The sequence below is a fragment of the Bacillus cereus group sp. MG9 genome (assembly GCF_040459995.1).
Lineage (GTDB): Bacteria > Bacillota > Bacilli > Bacillales > Bacillaceae_G > Bacillus_A > Bacillus_A mycoides.
Map to the genome: position 1 here is coordinate 5,106,160 of NZ_JARVHC010000001.1, position 20,243 is coordinate 5,126,402.

Here is a 20,243-nt window from a genome sequence, read left to right on the forward strand (position 1 = left end):
AATTATTTTTTAAGTGTTAATGCGTGATCTAAAACTGCTTCTCCATTCATCATGCCGTAGTGCATTGGATTAATAACATCGACTCCAACATTTTTCTCATCGGCAAGCGTTTTCATTGTAGAAAGCATGTAACGAACTTGTGGTCCTAATAATAGTACATCTGCTTCATCGATATTATTTTTTACTGCATCCCCAGATACAGCCCAAATCTTACCTTCTAGACCACGAGCTTTTGCAACCGCTTCCATTTTTGTAACTAGTAAACTTGTAGACATCCCTGCTGAACAACATAATAAAATATTCATTTATAAATCCCCCTTGTGTGGTATAAAAAATTTATGTTTTTTATTTTTCTTTACGCTATTTATTAATGCAATTACCGTGCCAACTTTTCAAAACGCCTAAAATCAGCGTTTTTTCGAGTGATTTCTTTGTGTGTTACCGCTTTCAATCAGTGTGTCCCCAAAAAAACACACAGTGTGTTATAAAACACCTCACTTTTAACACATAACTGTATGAAAATAGATTAGTGTTTAGTTGTCTAGTTGTGTTTAAAACAAAAAAACACTAATTTTTTTAAAAGTGCGAAAATATAGTACCAAAAAATATAATATTTCAACTCAAATCAAAACAAATACCTATTCAAGACACTCGTCTAGTTATTGTCCAGTCAAACTCTATTAAATTACATAGAATAGAATAGAATAAAATACAATAAAGTATTTTGAAAGGGGATTCCAATGCCAAAGCATAGAAAAAAGAAGAGAATGAAGATTTATAGAATACAGGTTCAAAATAAATGGTATAAACAAGAAGAGGATTCTGAATTAAATTCCAACACGGATACACTAGATCGACAGGACACTGAAGATAAACAAGACAGACCTGACAAACACGACAAACCAGATAAACACGACGAGGATGAAGACGATAAACAAGTACAATCGGAAAATGTAATTATAGTACCCACAGATTCACACAGCTTAGATGTGTGGGATGAAATTTCTCTAAAGGAAATACAAGCTGGTGAACATACGAATTTATTTGAAGAAAAGAGTAATTATCAAAATATTAATTTAGTCCAAGTAAACGATGTTCGCTTATACTTGGACAAGCAACTACAATTCAGCTCCGTTGATGAGCAAATTTATCATGAAGCGCTTGTACATCCGATTATGGCAAAAGTAATTGATCCAAAACGTGTTCTCATATTAGGTGGTGGCGATGGTCTTGCCTTACGAGAAGTTTTGAAATATGAAACTGTGCTACACGTAGACCTTGTTGATTTAGACGAGGCAATGATTAATATGGCACGTAATGTTCCAGAAATAGTATCTTTAAACAAAAACGCTTTTTTTGATAATCGCGTGAACGTGCACGTATGCGATGCAAAAGAATTTCTAAATTCACCTTCATCTTTATACGATGTAATCATCATTGATTTCCCTGATCCAGCGACAGAGTTATTAAGTGCTTTATATACAAGCGAACTTTTTGCTCGTATAGCTACGTTTTTAACAGAAGATGGTGCGTTCGTCTGCCAATCTAATTCACCTGCTGATGCACCTCTAGTATATTGGAGCATCGGTAACACTATTGAACATGCTGGATTAACTGTGAAAAGTTATCATACAATCGTTCCTTCTTTCGGAACTGACTGGGGATTTCATATTGCTGCTAATTCTGCCTATGTACTCGATCAAATTGAGCAATTATATGTAATACCAACTCCTCGAACATTACCTTCTCTTCTTTCTCCTTTGTTTCAATTTAAAGAAGAACATTTAGAACAACGTAATCTCGCTCTTTTAAACTCAGAATCGAATCTTATCCTACATCAATGTTACAAAAAGGAAATGGAGTTTTGACAATATTATAGTAAGGAGTGCTACCCTATGGAATATTCTACTTTTGGTAAGCATATAATAGTAGATTTATGGGGAGTGGACTTTCCCCTATTAGATGATGTTCACTTTTTAGAATATCATTTAGTTAACGCTGCAGATTGCTCTGGTGCCCATATTTTAAACGTAAGTACAAAAGAATTCGATCCGCATGGCGTTACTGTTTTAGTTTTACTATCCGAAAGCCACCTTTCAATTCACACTTATCCAGAAAAAAACTTTGCAGCCATCGACTGTTATACGTGCGGTACGACCGTTGAACCGCAAATAGCGATTGATTATATCGTAAGTATATTAAGACCAAACGAGATGCATATAAAAAAACTAATTCGTGGTACAGGAGAGATTATTACTGCCGATTAATTATCACTCTTACTCATCCGTAAAAAGGAGGATTGTAAATACCATCAGTGGAACAAACACTCCACTGATGGTACGGACACATACATAAAAAAACCTCGCATAAGCAAGGTTCATTCATCCACCGACATCTTCCTATATAATTCTACAAACTCACTCGCCAATTCCTTCACTGTAATTGCGTTCATTAAATGATCTTGTGCATGCACCATCAGAAGGGTAACTTCGTTTTTTTCCCCGGCAGCCTCTTTCTGTATGAGCTCTGTTTGTAAGCGATGCGCCTCTTGCAATTCATTTAAAGCTTCTTGTAGTTTCGCTTCTGCCTCCTGAAATTCACCGCGCTTTGCGCAATCAATTGCTTCCATTGAGCAGCTTCTCGCATTACCACCATGCAAAATTAAGTGAAAAGCTTTCGTCTCTATCGTATCCATTTTAGTTATTTACTCCCCCTTTTCTTCCGCTACTTTTTGTTTATCCCATATTTTTAAGAACGGTAAGTAAATAAAGAATGCAAGTGCAAAGTTAACAAGTTGTAAAACAACACCTGAAATTTTCCCGCCTGATCCTAAATATCCACTAAAAAGAATAGGTGTCGTCCAAGGTACAGCCGCTCCGCTCGGACGTGCGACCCATCCCCATTCCATTGCAAAGTAAGAAACAACCGTTAACACAACTGGAACCAATATAAATGGAATAAGTAAAATTGGATTCATTACAATCGGCATACCGAAAGTTACCATTTCATTAATATTAAATATACCAGGCGCAATTGACAATCGCCCTAAACTTTTTAATTGCTGACTTCGCGCAAATAGTAACATTCCTACAACTAAAGCGAGTGTTGCACCAGAACCACCCATATAAATCCATAAATCAAAAAACTGTGCGGTAATCGTATTCGGTACATCTTGCCCTGCTTGGAAAGCAATTCGGTTTTGATCCATTAACGACAACCAAACGGGGCTCATTACACCACCAACAATAGTAGCACCATGAATTCCACACGACCAAAGAACATGAACGAGAATAACTGCTATTATTGCGCCCCAAAGACTAGCACCAAGTACACTAAGTGGTTCCTGTAAAATTTGCCCCACAATATTATGGATACTGCCAAAAGAAGTATTTTCTATAATTAAGCGCAAAATCCAAATAACCGTTACAACAATAAAACCTGGAACAAGTGCCGCAAATGAACGTGTCACAGCTGGCGGAACTGTCTCCGGCATCTTTATAATCATCTTTTTTTGTACAATAAACCGATAAAGTTCAGTAGATATAATTGCAATAATCATCGCTACAAATAAACCTTGGCTTCCCATTAGCGCCGCTGGGATTGCTCCATCTACAATCACACTTTCCTTCGTGCTTGGTATAATATATGCAACTTGAAATGGAGTTGCAAGTAAAAACGTCACAAGCGACAATGCTCCGGATGCTAAAGCGTCCACTTTATAATATTCTCCAAGTCTGTAAGCGATTCCAAAAACAGCTATTAAAGCCATTATATTAAAAGTTGCACTAACTGGATACCCTAAAGCCCTCTGCCAATTCTCACCAAATAAACCTGCCATAAAATCATTATATCCTGTTATTGGTAATGCACTAATAATAAGGAAAAATGATCCAATAATCAAGAAAGGCATCGTCAAAATAATTCCATCACGAATCGCTTGCAAATGCCTCTGCTCTGCAACCTTCCCTGCCACTGGCATCACATATTTCTCTAAAAACTTTATCATCTATCCCACTCTCCTCATGGTTTCATGGACAAAGCTGCTTGTAAGATAGCCTCTCCATTACAAAGTCCGTAATGGACGGATTGAATGACATCAACAGGTATTCGCTTCTCCTTACATAATTCTTTCATTTTCGGTAATAAATAACGTACTTGCGGTCCAAGTAAAAGTACATCTGCAGTATCAATATGATTTCGCACTTCTGAACCTGATACTGCCCAAATCTTTACCTGTATCCCTTTTGCCTCTGCTGCTTTCTCCATTTTTGTAACAATCAAACTGGAAGACATTCCCGCTGCACAGCAAAGTAAAATATTCATCTCGCTCCCCTCCCCCTTTTTCCAAACCTAAGTTATGGTGTAGCCCTTGCCACCACTAGGTTACAAATATATATGTCTAGATTTCTAACTGTATGCCGAGCTTAAAAACAAAAATTTCTCGGTTTTCACGCTATTCCATCTATCCGTATTTTCCTAGTAAAGAAGTCTCTAACTCGCTATAATGATTCAGTATGATTTTTTATAATCGATAGGAGGATATATTTATGAAGGCATATCGCTTTCCGCTTATTTTATTATCTTCTATCCTAATTGGTGGTTTCATTGGTTATTTCATGGGTGCCGATGCAGTTGCTTTAAAGCCGCTTGGTGACATTTTCTTAAACTTAATGTTTACGATTGTTGTACCGTTAGTGTTCTTTAGCATCGCGTCATCTATTGCTAATATGGATGGATTAAAACGTTTCGGTAAAATTATGTCTAGTATGGCTGGAACTTTCTTATTTACAAGTATTTTAGCTGCTATTTTTATGATTATTATCGTGAAAGTATTCCCGCCAGCACAAGGTGTTGTATTAGAACTAACGCAGCCTGATAAAGCTGAAAAAGCAGTTAGTGTTGCTGATCAAATTGTCGGTATCATAACAGTATCAGACTTTTCAAAGTTACTATCTCGCGAGAACATGCTAGCTCTTATTTTCTTCTCTATCTTAATGGGGGTTGCAACTTCAGCAGTTGGTGAAAAAGGGAAACCATTCGCTACATTCTTACAAGCTGGTGCAGAAATTTCAATGAAAGTCGTATCTTTCATTATGTACTACGCTCCAATCGGACTAGCTGCCTACTTCGCAGCATTAGTTGGTGAATTCGGACCACAACTTCTTGGAACTTACTTCCGAGCAGCAATGGTATACTATCCAGCTTCTCTTATTTACTTCTTTGTATTCTTTACATTCTATGCGTACCTTGCAGGTCGCAAACAAGGTGTACAAATATTTTGGAAGAACATGGTCTCTCCTACAGTTACATCACTTGCAACTTGTAGTAGTGCCGCAAGTATTCCAGCGAACTTAGAAGCAACGAAGAAAATGGGTATTTCTTCTGACGTTCGTGAAACAGTTGTCCTTCTTGGATCTACACTTCATAAAGACGGATCTGTTTTAGGCGGGGTATTGAAAATTGCTTTCTTATTCGGTATTTTCAACATGGAATTCGAAGGACCGAAAACATTAGCAATTGCACTTGTTGTTTCTCTATTAGTAGGAACAGTAATGGGTGCTATTCCGGGCGGGGGTATGATTGGTGAAATGTTAATCGTTTCTCTATACGGATTCCCACCAGAAGCATTGCCAATTATCGCAGCAATTAGTACAATCATCGACCCTCCTGCAACAGTGTTAAACGTAACAGGAGATAACGCTTGTGCCGTAATGACAGCTCGCCTTGTAGAAGGTAAAAACTGGATCAAAAATAAATTTGCTTAATATATAGAAAGAGGATGCTCGTTTTGAGCATCCTCTTTTTGTTGTCATTTGTCAGTGAATCGATATATTTGAAGTTGTGATAGATATATTAGCAAAAGCGTTAATATAATCCCATCCCGCCACAAATTTGTTATAATCTTCACAAACATTCCACACCTTTCATCCTTTCTCCGTACTATAATCATGTATGGAAAAGGAGATGGACACGATGACACAAAGCGCACCAGAATTTAAAGTTTTGCAAAGCATTGCATTTCTTGCTGTCGTTTTGCAAAGTTCCTTATTATATACAATGAATCAAGGAAATGTCTTACTCGAGCAATCCCTAATTATGGGCATACTATTTAATCTTGCAAAATTTTCAGCACCTGCATTCATATTTATCGTCGGCTTCCATTTAATTCGGCTATATACGAAGCAACTCGTTTACAGAGAATATATTTATGAAAAAGCCGCACATTTACTCATTCCTTATTTCTTCTGGTCTATTCTTTACCTATTAACAACAAACGATGTCATTACACTACAAGGCGGAATAAAAAGTTTATTACTCGGAACAGCTGCACCTCATCTTTGGTACGTTATTATGATGTTCCAAATTCACTTATTGTTCCCGTTACTATGCACACTATTTTATTGGTTTCAAAAACGAACAGAAAATAAAAAAGACATATATAAATATATGACCATTTTCGCTTGTCTATATTTCTTCTTAATGTGGTACTCTTCTCACTACATTTTTAATGGAGAGAAACTGACTAGTTCAACCATTTTACATTATACAGATCGTTCCTTCTTCTTCTACTCATTCTATTTCGTCATGGGAGGAATAGCTGCTGTATCATTAAAAACTTGGCGTATATTTGTCATGAAACATATTCCGCTTATAACAATCTTATTTTTCATCTTATTTTTATTCATCAATTATGAGTTATTTAGTTTTTACGGCGCCAATTCTATTCATTTAACGGTTTCTACTTATTTAAAACCGTCCATGTTTTTATATATTGTTTGTGAAATTATGATACTGTACGTGTTATCTATTACAATTGTACAGCGACGTGGTTTCTTATATAAAGCTCTACGTTTTATCGGGAATTACACGTATGGCGCTTATTTAGCTCATTTTTTCTTCTTGCAACTATGTACAAAATTTCTTTCTTTATTCACACTGCAAGAAAACACAATATTATATAGCGTATTATTATTTACAATAACGGCCACAATCTCGATTTCAGCAATGGTCATTTGCAGTACACTACCATTTCATACATGGATTACAGGACCTTCTCCTACAACAAATATGAAATGGGCTAAGATTGTACTTCGAAAAAATCACGAAAAGGTATTCAAACCATATCTTTGATATAATAGAATTCCATATAAGAAAAGAAAGTAGGACACACCTATGATTAATCAAATTGGGCAAATTATGTTATATGTAAATAACCAGGATGAATCAGTACAATTTTGGACAGAAACAGTAGGATTCCAAATCGTTGCGGAAGAAAATAACGGTCAAGGATTTCGCTGGATTGAAATTGCGCCGGCAAAAGAAGCTGGAACAAGCATCGTCCTTCACGATAAGGCGTTAATTGCGAAGATGCAACCTGAATTAAACTTAAATACCCCTTCACTTATGTTCTTCTCTAATAACTTAGATCAACTGTATAAAGATCTTTCTGAGAAAAATGTTACAGTTGGACAAGTTGTAGATTTACCTACAGGTAGAGCTTTTAACTTCGCTGATAATGAAAGTAATTACTTTGCGGTTATGGAAAAGAAATAAGAAAAAGCTATCCGGAAAAATCGGATAGCTTTTTTCATTTTAAGAAACTTGCTCTGCATTCGTCTCCTTATGCTGTATATGACTCGTAACCCATGTGATTCCGCCAGCAACAACGAGATAGCATAATAAAATTAAAATTTGCATTCGCAATTGCGACCAATCTCCTAAAGAGATAACATCTTGTAATCCTCTAAGAGAATGAGACATTGGGAGAAACTGTCCAATTTTGCTAAGCACAGCTATATTTAACTCTCCTGGGAAAGTACCTCCGCTCGTCGCTAATTGAAGAACGAGAAGCGTTACCGCTGCGAACTTCCCAACAATGCCGAATACCGTTACTAACATAAGAATAAATGTCATGAACGTAAAGGAAATAACAATACTTGATAAAACAAAGAGTGATACACTTGCAACTTCTAATTTCATAACTCCTAACACTACCACATCTACAAGTAGTGCTTGAATGAGTCCAATTAAATATACTAATCCTAGTTTATTAATAAAATGTACTGTTCCGCTTACCTTCATATTTTGTCTACGGCCAAGAGGTAAAATATTCGATGCCATAATTCCGCCAACATAAAATGCCAGTGATAAAAAGTATGGTGCAATACCTGAACCGTAGTTAGGCACATCAGAAACTGTCGACTTCACTAATTGAACCGGCTCTGAGAACATCGTATTGCGTGCATCATCATTGCGAACATCCGCTATCTTCTCTGCGCCCTCTCCCAATTTCGTAGAAAGTTCTTTCGCACCATCGTCAAGTTTAACAAGTCCGTTCGTTAACTTATCAGCACCATGATTCAGCTCTGTTCCGCCACTCGCAAGGTGATTTACACCTTCTTGTAATGATGTAAATCCATTTCCCCACTTCGTAAATCCATCAGCTACATTCTCAGCACCATCTGCTATCTTTTTCGTTCCAGCGGTAGCTTCGTTTAACTTAACTCCGAATGTATTCATGCCTTCCTCAATCTTATGCTGACCATCAGTAAGCTTCCGCGCACCTTGTGTCAATTGTTGTTGGCTATTATTTAAAGTGTTTGTTGCTTTAGCTAATCCGTTAGAAGTAGCAATGATCTTTTGAAAAGCAGGATCTTGCTGCACTTCTGGATGACTTTTCACGTACTCTTCTAATTGTTGTTTTACACTATTTGCTGCATTGTCCGCTTTCACTTGCCCTTCAGCAAGTTTCTCACTTCCGTTCACCCATTCATTTGTACCAGCACTTAATTCACTAACTCCTGATTGTAAAGACTTCTCACCCTGTGCTAGCAGCTCCATACCATTATGAAGTGATGTCGCTCCTTGACTAAGCTCATTTGCTCCCCCAGTTAAGGCCGATTGACTAGAGGCAAGCTTATCACTTCCTTCTTTTAACTTCACTGTTCCATCATTTAAACGATGAATACCATCTGTAAGCTGATTCGCCCCATTTTTTGCATCCGTCGTTCCTTCATGTAACTTCTCAGCGCCATTACTTGCATCACTCAACCCTTGTGCCAAATCTTGAAACTTTGAAAAGACACCTTCTGTATAAGATTTCGTAATACTATTTGAAATTTTTGTTTTCATATTTTCAACAGCTGTCGTTCCAATTTGAGCTGCTACAAAGTTTTTACCTGGATTTACTTTATACTGCAATTGTGCCGGCTCTGGTTTCTCATCCATTAGTGTACTTACCTTTTTAGAGAACTCCTCCGGAATCGTAACCACCATATAATACTTATCTTCTTTTAGCCCTTCATCAGCATCTTTTTCTGATACGAAATGAAACGCCAATTCCTTATTCTCTTTTAAATTTTTAACAAAATCGTCTCCAGCCTGGATTTTTTTTTCATCCATCACAGCACCCTTATCTAAATTAACAACTGCAACAGGTAATTTATCTAATTTTCCGTACGGATCCCAATATCCAGCTAAGAAGAATCCTGAATAAATTAAAGGAACGATTAATAAAAAAATTAAAGCGATACGTCCATGTTTATGGTTCCACATCGCCTTCCAATCTTTAAATATAAGTTGAATTCCCTTCATGAAACATACTCCTTCTCCTAATTTAACACCCTTCGAATGGTTTAACAGATTTACTATACACGTCACTTTCCATACTGTATAATACATCTTTAATTATCAATTCATTCCTTTTGGTCTATAGAAAGGAGATTCGAAGTGGAACTTCTTCAATTAAAATACTTTCAGACAGTCGCACGACTAGAACATATGACAAAAGCAGCTGAAGAATTGCATATTGCGCAGCCTTCACTCAGTAAAACAATCGCTAGACTAGAAAAGGACTTAGGCGTCCCCTTATTTGATCGCCAAGGTCGACAGATTACATTAAACTCTTTCGGCAAAGTATTTTTAAAACGAGTGGAACGCATTTTTCATGAATTAAGTGAAGGGGAACGTGAAATTAAAGATTTAGCTGAATTACAACAAGGCTCTATTACACTTGCAGTTTCTATTCCAAGAATATTACCCGAGCTACTCGGTTCTTTTTTACTAGAACACCCTAACGTTCGATTCCAACAATTTCTCGCATCTACTCCTTCTATGAAACGGCAACTAGATAATATGGAAATTGATTTTTGTATCTCCTCTATACCAATTGAAGGCGAGGAAATGGTTTGGGAACCACTTATCACAGAAGAAATTTTCTTAGCTGTTCCTTCAGGACATCGGTTATCAAACCGCGAAAGTATCTATTTGCATGAAGTAAAAGACGAATCGTTTATTAGTATGAACACTGGTTACGGATTTCGGCACTTAACAGATGAATTTTGTAAAAAAGCTGGTTTCACTCCACATATCGCTTTTGAAGTAGATGAACCAACCGTGATTAGCGATCTCATTAAGCAAGGTCTTGGCATCGCCTTTGTCCCAAGTTTAACTTTATTAAAAAACTCTACTTTAGCATCAAATAAGTTACGTATTATTGAACCTAATTGCGAACGAACTATCGGCTTAAGTTGGTCGAAGAAGCGCTATTTATCAAACACCGCCCAGCAATTTCGTGAATTCGTGATTGATTACTTCTCCAATATTAGGGCGTAAAATTATATCGCTTTACAAACAAATAACGACACAAATAAAAGGTACCATCCCCATAGGGTGGCACCTTCTATTTTTTACTCTTATCCAATTCCATTTCCGCTAAAAGCGGCAATACGTTATCGAAAATATGTGTATTATTATTCTCACCTGTTACATATCCACCATAATATCTACTAAATACATTATCATTTCGGAATGTAGTCATCCGCTCATACAATTCCTTCGCAAACTTTGTATCACCTGTTTGTAGTACGTACAAAATTGTTAATCCGTAAGATGCTGGTGATTCATAGTTCACAGCTTGTTTTCCCGTTTCTAAGTTATAACGACCATATAACTTTTCGTCTTCGCGAAATTTCTTCTTTATAAATTCCAAATAAGCATCTGATGAAAGACCGCCTAAACTACGATGATAAGCAACGTATGATTGATCAATAAGATTCACTTCTTTATCGTACGTAAATGTCCCATCATCTTTATACTCTTTCGGGAATGCCCAACCCTGCCTTGGATAATCCGCTAAAAACTGAACAACTTCCTGATACTGCTGTGCAGAAATTTTTCCATACTTTTTCATATAAGAGAATGCATGCGGATTTATGTAAGATGTTGTTGCAAAGTTATTTTGTTTTCCTGTATCTGCATCGTAATAATCAACGTAATAATTACCTTTTTTATTATAACGAAGTACAGAATCACTCAATTGATCTGCAAGGTTTTTATAGCGATCTTCCTTGTACATTTCATAAGCACGATATAATTGTTCTATAATACGAAGATCATCGATAAGTGCATTAGTAGCTGACTGCATTTCTCCCTTTTCAGAGATTTTCCATATAACGATGCGATCCTTGTGTACAAAGTTATTTTGAATAACCTTCACTTGTTCATCAAATAAAGCTTGATCATCTTTATCAAGTGTATATTGTAGCCATAACCCTGCAGATTCTGATAAAGCTTCACGGCCCTTCGCTTCACCCTTACCTGCCTTTGTATCCTCTAAGCGATACGTTGCAAGTGTTCCATTTTCATTCACCATATGTCGTAAAATAAAATGCTCGGTACGATTTCCTTGTAAAGCTGACCAAAATACAACTCCACCTAAAGCGATTAAGAGAATAACCCCAATCCCTATATATAAACGTTTTCGCAAGCTTTTCACCTCCTTTTAAGGCTAACCTTAATTTTACCAGAGCATACGCAAATATAAAAAAGACAATCCTTTAGATTGTCTCTCTCACCTTATCCTTCGCAAGCCTCTTTAGAAGGTCTATATAGCGATTCCACAAGTCGATCATATTCACGACGCGTAATTTCTTTATTATACAACTTTAATAATAAATCTCTATGCTCTCTTGAAAATGCCATCTTTTTAATGACTTCAGGATACATAAAACACCCTCTCCATTTCACATAAACTTCTTCATCCCAGAAATAGAACTTACGTTCGCATAAAAGATTATAAAAGATTCAGCCCTAAAAAACAAATAAAATATTACCAAATATCATTTTCTTTCTCTTTAGAATATTTAAACACTATATTACCGTACTCATTTTTTAAATACATATATATTTTTGGTAGTTTTTTGAATAAATTTTCCAATTCAATCAGAAAATAATGGCAAAAAGAAGGGGAGTATACATATGGATACCGTAACATTAGCAAGGGCATTTTTTGGTTCTTCATTAGCATTCCACATTATCTTCGCAACGCTTGGAGTCGGGCTTTCTTTAATGATTTTTATAAGTGAAATACTCTATCACTGGAAGAAAGATTCCGACTATGCCATTATGGCAAAAAGATGGACAAAGGCTTTTGCTATCCTTCTCGGTGTAGCAATTCCAACTGGAACAATTGTTGGTGTACAAATTTCACTTCTTTGGCCTGGTTTCGCCAAAATTGTTGGGCAAGTTATTTCCGTTCCGTTTCAAATTGAGATTTTCGCCTTCTTTTTAGAGGCTTTATTCATGTCTATTTACGTATATGCGGCTGATAAACTGCCTCCAGTTATGAGATTAATCTCGCTATTTTTCGTTATGATTGGCGCCACTGCATCTGCCGTGCTTATTACATCGGCAAACACATGGATGAATACACCTGCGGGCTTTTCAATGAATCCAGATGGCTCAGTTTTTAACGTTGATCCGTGGAAAGCTTTCTTTAATCCGAGCTTTGGCACAAGTGCATTCCACGTCGTTATTACGGCCTATACAACTGGAGCAGCTGTTATTGCTTCTATCGCTGGATTTAAATTATTAAAGAAAAATTTAAGTGCTCGTGAAATTGCTTACCATAAAAAAGGATTACTGTTAGGGCTTGTCGTTACATTTATCACAGGTGCTACGATGTGGCTTTCAGGACATGAATCTGCTATTGCCTTACATAAACATTCACCTGAAAAACTAGCATCTGCTGAAGCTTTGTTTGAAACGACATCACACGCGCCTTTATCGATTGGCGGGGTTGTGGACCCTAACACACTTGAACTAAACTATGCCCTTGAAATTCCGAACATGCTTAGCTTATTAGTGGGACTAGACCCTAACACCGTTGTAAAAGGTCTAAAGGAATTCCCGCAAGAAACATGGCCACCATTTTACACACATACACTGTTCAATTTAATGGTCGGCACCGCTGCCTTTACCTTTGCAGTTGCAGCTATTGCCCTCTTATATTGGTACTTTGTTTACCGAAAAAAAGGAGTAGAGTTACCGAAGTGGCTTCTTTGGGGAGCTGCCGCCTGTGGACCCGTTATGTTGCTCGGTATTGAATTCGGATGGATTTTTAGTTGTAGTGGTCGTCAGCCATGGACAATTTATGGCATGCAACGCACGGTAGATGCTTCTACGCGCGCTGATTTCGTCGGTCCTTTATTTGTTTTATTCATCATTTTATATATCGGACTCGGTATTTTAACAGTCTTTGTACTACGGACATTCTTTAAGAAACATCCGTTAAAGAATGATTTACATCACGAAGGAGGCGATTCTCGTGCATGAGGAAAGCATTGCAATCATCATCTTATGGGCTCTTATTTTCGTATATAGCATACTAGGGTCTATTGATTTTGGAGCTGGTTTTTGGGGCATGGTATACGCTAAACACCCGACGCTTGCTGCCAAGCTTGCTAATCGGTACTTATCACCAACTTGGGAAGTAACGAATACGTTTCTTGTCTTTGTCGTCGTTGCTTTTCTCGGTTTCTTCCCAAAAGCGGCCTTTACCCTTGCAACCGTTATGTTTGTACCAGTTATGTTAATTTTAGTACTCGTTGCGATTCGTAGTACATTTATGGTATTTGCTTACTCCCTGCCAAAATACCAACACCTTCTTCGGATTATTTCAGGTATTACCGGGCTCTTAATCCCAGCTCTATTAATTACCGTTCTACCAGTTACAGAAGGTGCCTATATTACGATGTCTGAAGGAAAAGAAGTGCTCCTTTACGGAAAACTTCTTTCTAGTCCCGTTATTTATTGTTATATGCTCTTCGGACTAACTTCGGAACTATTTCTATCATCTCTCTTTCTTGCTGATTTTGCTAGGGAACAAGGTTCTGAAGATACGTACCGAATTTATAGAAGAAATGCCATCATACTTGGTCCTGCAACGCTCGTGACTGCTATTATCGCTCTCGTTGTAATGGACCCTGAAACACACTGGCTTATGCAAGGACTAATAAAGCAATTCCCATGGTTTACAGTCTCTATCATTTTATTTGTTATCGGATACTCTTCTCTTTGGTGGACAAATAAGAAATATGGCACACTAGGCTTTCCTCGCATTGCAGTTTTAGCTGTCGTCGCTCAATATGCATTTGCAAGCTACGCTTACGGCGTCGCCCATTTACCTTATATCATTTACCCGGACGTAACTGTATTTACAAGCTTTACGACGGTCGAAACATTCTATGCACTTCTTATTCTTTACGCAATCGGGATTGCAATTTTACTACCAGGATTTATTTTCTTCTGGAATTTATTCTTAAAAGATCGAACATTTTTAAAGGAAAAATAGTAAATTAGGGGCATTCACACATAGAATGCCCCTAATTTATTAGACTCCTCTCCTAATAGTTATTACACTACCCCTTATACTTGCCTTGTTGCTCAAAATACACATATTCACTAGATTAAGGTAGATGCCTAGTTCTTCTTATTTTCTTTTGAATATAATGCTATATAAACTTGAGACAAGCTACATTTGTTCAAGGGAAAATAGAAAGGTAGGTTAAATATGAGCATTGAAATATGGATTACTATTATTGTATTCTTCTTAACGATGATTGTTATCTTTTGGCGACCTCGCGGTTTAAATGAGGCGTGGCCGGCAGCAGTCGGCGCTAGCATTATCCTCATTACTGGACTTGTATCAAAACCAGACGTCATGGACATTATAAGTAAAATCGGCGGTGCCTCTATAACGATATTAGCGACCATCGTTATGGCGGTTATATTAGAAAGCTTCGGCTTCTTCCACTGGTCTGCAGCGAAGCTCGCAAATTTAGCGAAAGGTTCCGGACGACGCCTATACTGGTACATTCAATTACTATGTTTTCTTATGACTCTTTTATTTAATAATGACGGTAGTATTTTAATTACAACACCGATTTTGATTTTACTTCTGAAAAACCTTCAATTAAAACCTCATCAACAAATCCCTTATTTATTAAGCGGTGCTTTAATTGCCACTGCATCTAGTGCACCAATCGGTGTAAGTAATATCGTAAACTTAATCGCATTAAATATTGTTAATATGACTCTTTATATGCATACAGCTATGATGTTTGTACCTGCAACACTAGGACTACTGTTTATGTCATGGCTCATGTATACAGTTTTAAAGAAAAAACTTCCAGAAAGATTACCTGTTTCTTCATATGATATTGAAGAAATTTTCTTCACGAAAAACTTCCATCCGTTAAAAGGACAAAATTCTGTTAATACGAAACAAAAACGTACGAAATTCATGTTAAAAGTATTAGGCTTCGTTTTCCTTATGCGCTGTCTTCTATTCGTTGCATCCTTCTTATCGATTCCAATCGAAATCGTTGCCGTACTCGGTTCACTCGTTCTTCTCATCTGGAGATGGTACTACTTACGAACAAACCCAGTCGATATTTTGAAAAAGACACCGTGGCACATTTTAATTTTCGCTTTCTCTATGTATGTAATTATTTACGGGCTTCATAACGCAGGGTTAACAGCGGCACTTGTAAGTTGGCTCGAACCAGTTGTAAGTCAGCATCTACTCTATGCCAGCTTTGCAATGGGCGGACTCGTTTCCCTCCTCTCTAACATCTTCAATAACCACCCTGCACTTATGATTGGTACAATCACATTAACAGAAATGGGACTAGATCCAGTCACATTAAAAACTATCTATCTCGCAAATATCATCGGTAGTGACATCGGTTCACTATTATTACCAATCGGTACACTAGCTTCCCTCATTTGGATGTATATCTTAAGACAAAACAAAATTAAAGTGAAATGGAAAGATTATTTAAGCGTATCTCTCATCGTAATCCCACTCACAACAGTCGTCACATTATTCCTCTTATACTACTGGGTACAATTATTCTTCACCTTATAGACAGCAGAAGCCCCCTTTGCTACCGTCTTAGCAAAGGGGGCTTCTTCTATATTTAAGTTAGGTACTACAGTGTGATCAATCAAGTAAAGAGGTGTAACGTATTATTGGTATAAATGACTACCAGTGTCTTTAAATTCTTTCGCTTTCGCTTTCATCCCTTTTTCAATTGCTTCTGTCGTTTCTAAATCATTGTCTTTCGCATATTCACGAATATCATGTGAAATTCTCATACTACAAAACTTCGGTCCACACATTGAACAGAAATGAGCCGTTTTCGCACCTTCTGCTGGCAGTGTTTCATCGTGATATTCCATCGCACGTTCAGGATCTAAAGATAAATTAAATTGATCGCGCCAACGGAATTCAAAGCGAGCTTTTGAAAGTGCATCATCACGCTGATGAGCCGTTTTGTGCCCTTTCGCAAGATCAGCTGCATGTGCAGCGATTTTGTACGTAATAACCCCCGTGCGAACATCATCTTTGTTCGGTAAACCTAAATGTTCTTTCGGGGTTACATAACAAAGCATCGCCGTTCCAAACCAACCGATCATCGCAGCACCAATCGCTGAAGTAATATGATCATAACCTGGTGCAATATCTGTCGTTAACGGCCCAAGTGTATAGAACGGCGCACCCTGACAAATATCAAGTTCTTTCTCCATATTTTCTTTAATTAAATGCATCGGTACATGCCCAGGTCCTTCAATCATAACTTGCACATCATGTTTCCAAGCGATTTTTGTTAATTCACCAAGTGTCTCAAGCTCAGAAAACTGCGCTTCGTCATTTGCATCTGCAATAGAACCTGGACGTAATCCATCTCCAAGAGAAAACGAAACATCGTACTGCTTCATAATTTCACAAATCTCTTCAAAGTGAGTATATAGGAAGTTTTCTTTATGATGGAATAAACACCACTGCGCCATAATCGAACCACCGCGCGAAACAATACCTGTCATACGCTTTGCAGTAATTGGAATGTAACGAAGTAATACACCAGCGTGAATCGTGAAGTAATCAACGCCTTGCTCCGCCTGCTCAATTAACGTATCACGATATACTTCCCACGTTAAATCTTCTGCAATTCCGTTTACTTTTTCAAGCGCTTGATAAATTGGCACAGTTCCAACTGGTACCGGAGCATTACGAATAATCCACTCACGTGTTGTATGAATGTTTTTACCTGTAGATAAATCCATAATCGTATCTGCACCCCAGCGAGTCGCCCACGTCATCTTCTCTACTTCTTCTGCAATAGAAGACGATACAGCAGAGTTTCCGATATTTGCATTTACCTTCACGTGAAAATTACGTCCAATTATCATCGGTTCCGCTTCAGGATGGTTAATGTTCGCCGGCAAAATCGCACGACCTTCTGCAATCTCCTTACGAACAAATTCAGGCTCTACCCCTTCACGAATCGCAACATATTCCATCTCAGACGTAATAATGCCATTACGCGCATAATGCATTTGCGAAACATTTGCACCTTGCTTCGCTCTAAGCGGCTTACGATCCATTTGCGGGAAAACAGGTGTATGTTTTGAAGCCACTTTCACACCGTCATCCTCAGGTTTAATTTCGCGTCCTTCATAAGCTTCCACATCACCACGCCCCAAGGTCCAAGAGTGGCGCGGCGCCTGCAACCCTTTTTCCAGCTCCACTTTATACTCTGGATCTGTATAAGGTCCACTCGTATCATACACACGGATTGGCGGATTTTGAACACCGTTCGTATCGCTTTGTTCAATCTCGCGCATTGGTACTTTCATACCTTCACGTGTTCCATCCACATACACTTTCTTACTTCCTGGTAAACTCGATTTCAATTCAATTTGCTCAGCTGAAACAGAATGTTTCATAACCTTTGTTGCCCCCCTGTTCGTGACAAGGACGAGATATGGCCAGCGCATGCCAAAATAAAAAGAGCCAGGTCCATAAAAGAATAAGGACCTGGCTCATAAAGGCATAATTATGTAAAGCCGTTAACTTCCCTACGCTGGTACGAGCCAGATCAGGTCCAAAGGGTTAAGAAGTTCACACGCTTCTCTCTCAGCCTACGCATACGTTAGGCACCCCTAGTTTATCACTGATTTAATTTTCAATACTTTCCCATCATACACTATAATCTGAAAAATGCAAAGTTTATTTCTTTTGTTGCTTATGGAATCATCCAAGTTAAATAATAAGCCTGCACATACGTCATAATCCCAACAATAGTAACGAAGAATAAACTATGCTTCAATGTAAAGCGGAACAAATCTGACTCTTTCCCAGCAAGTCCAACTGCCGCACAAGCAATCGCAATTGATTGCGGAGAAATCATTTTACCTGTTACACCGCCCGTTGTATTTGCTGCAACAAGAAGCACTTCAGATACACCGACTTGCTGCGCTGTAATTGCTTGTAAATTCGAGAACAGTGCGTTCGCTGACGTATCTGATCCTGTTAAGAATACGCCAATCCATCCTAAGAATGGTGAGAAGAACGGGAATAATCCGCCAGTTCCTGCAAGTGCTAACGCTAATGTAGAAGATAGACCAGAATAATTTGCGATAAATGCGAATCCTAATACGAATCCAATAGATAAAATTGGCATTTTTAGTTCGTTTAACGTTTCTTTAAATGTTGCTACTGCATCTTTTGCACTCATTTTCAAAATAAAGATAGAAATGATACAAGCAATTAAAATTGCTGTTCCAGTCGCTGATAAAATATCTAATTTCAAGATTGCTTCATAAGGTGTTGGTTTATTTACAATTGGCTCTGCTTTCATTACTAAATTGTGCAAGCTTGGAACTTCAAATTTAAATACGAGACTTTCTAAAGCGCCGCCCGGAGCGAATAACGCTTTAAAGAAACTCTGGCTCCAGATGACTACCATCACAGTCAAAATAATGAACGGAGACCACGCTTTTACTACTTTTCCTACCGTTAGTTTCGGCATAGATGTCGCCGTCGTCGTTGCTGCTACTTCACTATTCGCTTGCTTAGTTTGATAAATTTCTTTCGGCTGCCAAACTTTTAAGAATAGCGATAAACTTACTAAACTTACAAGCGCTGACGTAATATCCGGAAGTTCTGGTCCTAAAAACGTCGCTGTAATAAACTGTGTAATTGCAAATGAACTACCCGCTACAAATAAAGCAGGCCACGTTTGTTTTACTCCTTTAAAGCCATCCATTAAAAATACGATAAAGAACGGAACAAATAAAGATAAGAACGGTAATTGATGCCCAGCCATTTGTCCAATTTTATGCGGATCAATGCCTGTTACTTGTCCAGCAACTGTAATCGGAATCCCCATCGCTCCGAACGCTACTGGTGCAGTATTTGCGATTAAACAAAGACCTGCTGCATATAAAGGATTTAGCCCAAGACCTGCCAGAAGCGCTGCCGTAATCGCTACTGGTGCACCAAATCCTGCTGCCCCTTCCAAAAATGCTCCAAATGAAAATCCGATTAAAATAACGAGTAAACGATGGTCATTCGTAATGGATAATACAGATGCACGAATGACATCAAATTGACCTGTTTTCACAGAAATTTTATATAAAAATACTGACATAATGATAATCCACGCAATTGGCCATAATCCGTATAAGAAACCGTATCCGGTCGCTGCCATTGCCATTGTGAATGGCATTTTATACGCAAATAACGCCACCAAAATCGTTAATACAACTGTAATAAATCCTGCCACATACCCCTTCATGCGGAAAACCGCTAAAGCTAAGAAAAAAAAGATGATTGGAATAAGTGCGACTGCTGCCGAAATCCAAATGTTACCGAACGGATCGTAAACTTGTGTCCATGTGTTCATTGTTCTCTCCCCCTAAAGAATCCCCTTTTAAATAAGATATAACCTTATCAATAGACTACCAGGTCATCATACCTTTAAGTCTAAAAAATACAAAACGTTCAAGAAAACGTTTTCAATAATTTTATCACAACAATTTTCATTTAAAAAGATTTTTTTGAAAATTTCATTATTTAAAAAGGAAATCTTACAAAAGCGTCACGTTTTTGTAAT

General features: G+C 37.7%; 18 protein-coding genes and 1 riboswitch. Of the genes, 9 read left to right on the forward strand and 9 right to left on the reverse strand.

Going from position 1 to position 20,243, the window contains the following annotated elements; all coding sequences use genetic code 11:
- Positions 1-2: 2 nt before the first annotated feature.
- On the reverse strand, positions 3-305 hold the full coding sequence (locus tag QCI77_RS26395) for a PTS sugar transporter subunit IIB (RefSeq protein WP_353825672.1): 303 nt from the start codon (positions 303-305) through the stop codon (positions 3-5).
- 435 nt (positions 306-740) lie between these two features.
- On the opposite strand from QCI77_RS26395, the gene QCI77_RS26400 reads away from it, so the two are divergent.
- Positions 741-1,868, forward strand: coding sequence for a polyamine aminopropyltransferase (locus QCI77_RS26400; RefSeq protein ID WP_353825673.1), 1,128 nt, complete (start codon positions 741-743; stop codon positions 1,866-1,868).
- Positions 1,869-1,895: 27 nt separating this feature from the next.
- Positions 1,896-2,267, forward strand: coding sequence for an adenosylmethionine decarboxylase (gene speD / locus QCI77_RS26405; RefSeq protein WP_353825674.1), 372 nt, complete (start codon positions 1,896-1,898; stop codon positions 2,265-2,267).
- Between the two features lie 110 nt (positions 2,268-2,377).
- On the opposite strand, the gene QCI77_RS26410 is transcribed toward speD, so the two are convergent.
- From QCI77_RS26410 to QCI77_RS26420, 3 genes are read right to left on the reverse strand one after another with little or no spacing between them, the layout of a single operon-like run.
- Positions 2,378-2,695 (reverse strand): PTS sugar transporter subunit IIA, encoded by a 318-nt coding sequence (locus QCI77_RS26410; RefSeq protein ID WP_044439402.1) that lies wholly within the window; start codon positions 2,693-2,695, stop codon positions 2,378-2,380.
- A 9-nt stretch (positions 2,696-2,704) separates the two neighbouring features.
- The gene (celB, locus tag QCI77_RS26415; protein ID WP_193652149.1) at positions 2,705-4,006 is read right to left on the reverse strand and encodes a PTS cellobiose transporter subunit IIC; all 1,302 of its coding nucleotides are present in this window, start codon (positions 4,004-4,006) and stop codon (positions 2,705-2,707) included.
- A 14-nt stretch (positions 4,007-4,020) separates the two neighbouring features.
- Entirely contained in the window at positions 4,021-4,323 is a 303-nt protein-coding gene (locus QCI77_RS26420; protein WP_193652150.1) for a PTS sugar transporter subunit IIB, read from the reverse strand.
- Between the two features lie 224 nt (positions 4,324-4,547).
- On the opposite strand from QCI77_RS26420, the gene QCI77_RS26425 reads away from it, so the two are divergent.
- The 3 genes from QCI77_RS26425 to QCI77_RS26435 all read left to right on the forward strand — a co-directional run bounded on the left by QCI77_RS26425 (position 4,548) and on the right by QCI77_RS26435 (position 7,554).
- The gene (locus tag QCI77_RS26425) at positions 4,548-5,765 is read left to right on the forward strand and encodes a dicarboxylate/amino acid:cation symporter (RefSeq protein WP_002144835.1); all 1,218 of its coding nucleotides are present in this window, start codon (positions 4,548-4,550) and stop codon (positions 5,763-5,765) included.
- Between the two features lie 208 nt (positions 5,766-5,973).
- Positions 5,974-7,131, forward strand: coding sequence for an acyltransferase (locus tag QCI77_RS26430; RefSeq protein WP_353825675.1), 1,158 nt, complete (start codon positions 5,974-5,976; stop codon positions 7,129-7,131).
- Between the two features lie 42 nt (positions 7,132-7,173).
- Positions 7,174-7,554, forward strand: coding sequence for a VOC family protein (locus tag QCI77_RS26435; protein WP_002143773.1), 381 nt, complete (start codon positions 7,174-7,176; stop codon positions 7,552-7,554).
- Between the two features lie 39 nt (positions 7,555-7,593).
- Here QCI77_RS26435 and QCI77_RS26440 read toward each other — a convergent pair whose 3' ends face one another.
- Entirely contained in the window at positions 7,594-9,594 is a 2,001-nt protein-coding gene (locus tag QCI77_RS26440; protein WP_353825676.1) for a YhgE/Pip family protein, read from the reverse strand.
- 135 nt (positions 9,595-9,729) lie between these two features.
- Here QCI77_RS26440 and QCI77_RS26445 point away from each other — a divergent pair, with 135 nt between their 5' ends.
- On the forward strand, positions 9,730-10,614 hold the full coding sequence (locus QCI77_RS26445) for a LysR family transcriptional regulator (RefSeq protein WP_044439411.1): 885 nt from the start codon (positions 9,730-9,732) through the stop codon (positions 10,612-10,614).
- Positions 10,615-10,681: 67 nt separating this feature from the next.
- On the opposite strand, the gene QCI77_RS26450 is transcribed toward QCI77_RS26445, so the two are convergent.
- Positions 10,682-11,767: a hypothetical protein gene (locus QCI77_RS26450; RefSeq protein ID WP_002089636.1), complete on the reverse strand. Its 1,086-nt coding sequence runs from the start codon at positions 11,765-11,767 to the stop codon at positions 10,682-10,684.
- 89 nt (positions 11,768-11,856) lie between these two features.
- Positions 11,857-12,006 (reverse strand): hypothetical protein, encoded by a 150-nt coding sequence (locus QCI77_RS26455; RefSeq protein ID WP_002016173.1) that lies wholly within the window; start codon positions 12,004-12,006, stop codon positions 11,857-11,859.
- 252 nt (positions 12,007-12,258) lie between these two features.
- Here QCI77_RS26455 and cydA point away from each other — a divergent pair, with 252 nt between their 5' ends.
- The 3 genes from cydA to QCI77_RS26470 all read left to right on the forward strand — a co-directional run bounded on the left by cydA (position 12,259) and on the right by QCI77_RS26470 (position 16,210).
- Positions 12,259-13,614 (forward strand): cytochrome ubiquinol oxidase subunit I, encoded by a 1,356-nt coding sequence (gene cydA / locus QCI77_RS26460; RefSeq protein ID WP_002034780.1) that lies wholly within the window; start codon positions 12,259-12,261, stop codon positions 13,612-13,614.
- A complete protein-coding gene (locus tag QCI77_RS26465) occupies positions 13,607-14,632 on the forward strand; it encodes a cytochrome d ubiquinol oxidase subunit II (protein WP_002089640.1) in 1,026 nt (341 codons plus the stop codon). The genes cydA and QCI77_RS26465 overlap by 8 nt, the downstream gene beginning before the upstream one ends.
- 219 nt (positions 14,633-14,851) lie before the next feature.
- A complete protein-coding gene (locus QCI77_RS26470) occupies positions 14,852-16,210 on the forward strand; it encodes an arsenic transporter (RefSeq protein WP_002143778.1) in 1,359 nt (452 codons plus the stop codon).
- A 101-nt stretch (positions 16,211-16,311) separates the two neighbouring features.
- Here QCI77_RS26470 and thiC read toward each other — a convergent pair whose 3' ends face one another.
- Both thiC and lldP read right to left on the reverse strand, forming a co-directional pair.
- Positions 16,312-18,072: a phosphomethylpyrimidine synthase ThiC gene (gene thiC, locus QCI77_RS26475; protein ID WP_353825677.1), complete on the reverse strand. Its 1,761-nt coding sequence runs from the start codon at positions 18,070-18,072 to the stop codon at positions 16,312-16,314.
- A gap of 112 nt (positions 18,073-18,184) precedes the next feature.
- Positions 18,185-18,300: riboswitch (TPP riboswitch) on the reverse strand.
- Between the two features lie 71 nt (positions 18,301-18,371).
- Complete coding sequence (gene lldP / locus QCI77_RS26480; RefSeq protein WP_002016180.1) at positions 18,372-20,033, reverse strand: L-lactate permease; 1,662 nt, start codon at positions 20,031-20,033, stop codon at positions 18,372-18,374.
- Positions 20,034-20,243 lie beyond the last annotated feature (210 nt).

Excerpts from the sequence above, each read along its gene's own strand:
- QCI77_RS26420 (WP_193652150.1), bottom strand. The coding sequence starts at position 4,323 with ATGAATATTTTACTTTGCTGTGCAGCGGGAATGTCTTCCAGTTTGATT.
- QCI77_RS26400 (WP_353825673.1), top strand. The coding sequence starts at position 741 with ATGCCAAAGCATAGAAAAAAGAAGAGAATGAAGATTTATAGAATACAG.
- QCI77_RS26455 (WP_002016173.1), bottom strand. The coding sequence starts at position 12,006 with ATGTATCCTGAAGTCATTAAAAAGATGGCATTTTCAAGAGAGCATAGA.
- QCI77_RS26410 (WP_044439402.1), bottom strand. The coding sequence starts at position 2,695 with ATGGATACGATAGAGACGAAAGCTTTTCACTTAATTTTGCATGGTGGT.
- thiC (WP_353825677.1), bottom strand. The coding sequence starts at position 18,072 with ATGAAACATTCTGTTTCAGCTGAGCAAATTGAATTGAAATCGAGTTTA.
- cydA (WP_002034780.1), top strand. The coding sequence starts at position 12,259 with ATGGATACCGTAACATTAGCAAGGGCATTTTTTGGTTCTTCATTAGCA.
- QCI77_RS26470 (WP_002143778.1), top strand. The coding sequence starts at position 14,852 with ATGAGCATTGAAATATGGATTACTATTATTGTATTCTTCTTAACGATG.
- QCI77_RS26440 (WP_353825676.1), bottom strand. The coding sequence starts at position 9,594 with ATGAAGGGAATTCAACTTATATTTAAAGATTGGAAGGCGATGTGGAAC.
- QCI77_RS26395 (WP_353825672.1), bottom strand. The coding sequence starts at position 305 with ATGAATATTTTATTATGTTGTTCAGCAGGGATGTCTACAAGTTTACTA.
- QCI77_RS26425 (WP_002144835.1), top strand. The coding sequence starts at position 4,548 with ATGAAGGCATATCGCTTTCCGCTTATTTTATTATCTTCTATCCTAATT.
- speD (WP_353825674.1), top strand. The coding sequence starts at position 1,896 with ATGGAATATTCTACTTTTGGTAAGCATATAATAGTAGATTTATGGGGA.
- celB (WP_193652149.1), bottom strand. The coding sequence starts at position 4,006 with ATGATAAAGTTTTTAGAGAAATATGTGATGCCAGTGGCAGGGAAGGTT.
- lldP (WP_002016180.1), bottom strand. The coding sequence starts at position 20,033 with ATGAACACATGGACACAAGTTTACGATCCGTTCGGTAACATTTGGATT.
- QCI77_RS26430 (WP_353825675.1), top strand. The coding sequence starts at position 5,974 with ATGACACAAAGCGCACCAGAATTTAAAGTTTTGCAAAGCATTGCATTT.
- QCI77_RS26435 (WP_002143773.1), top strand. The coding sequence starts at position 7,174 with ATGATTAATCAAATTGGGCAAATTATGTTATATGTAAATAACCAGGAT.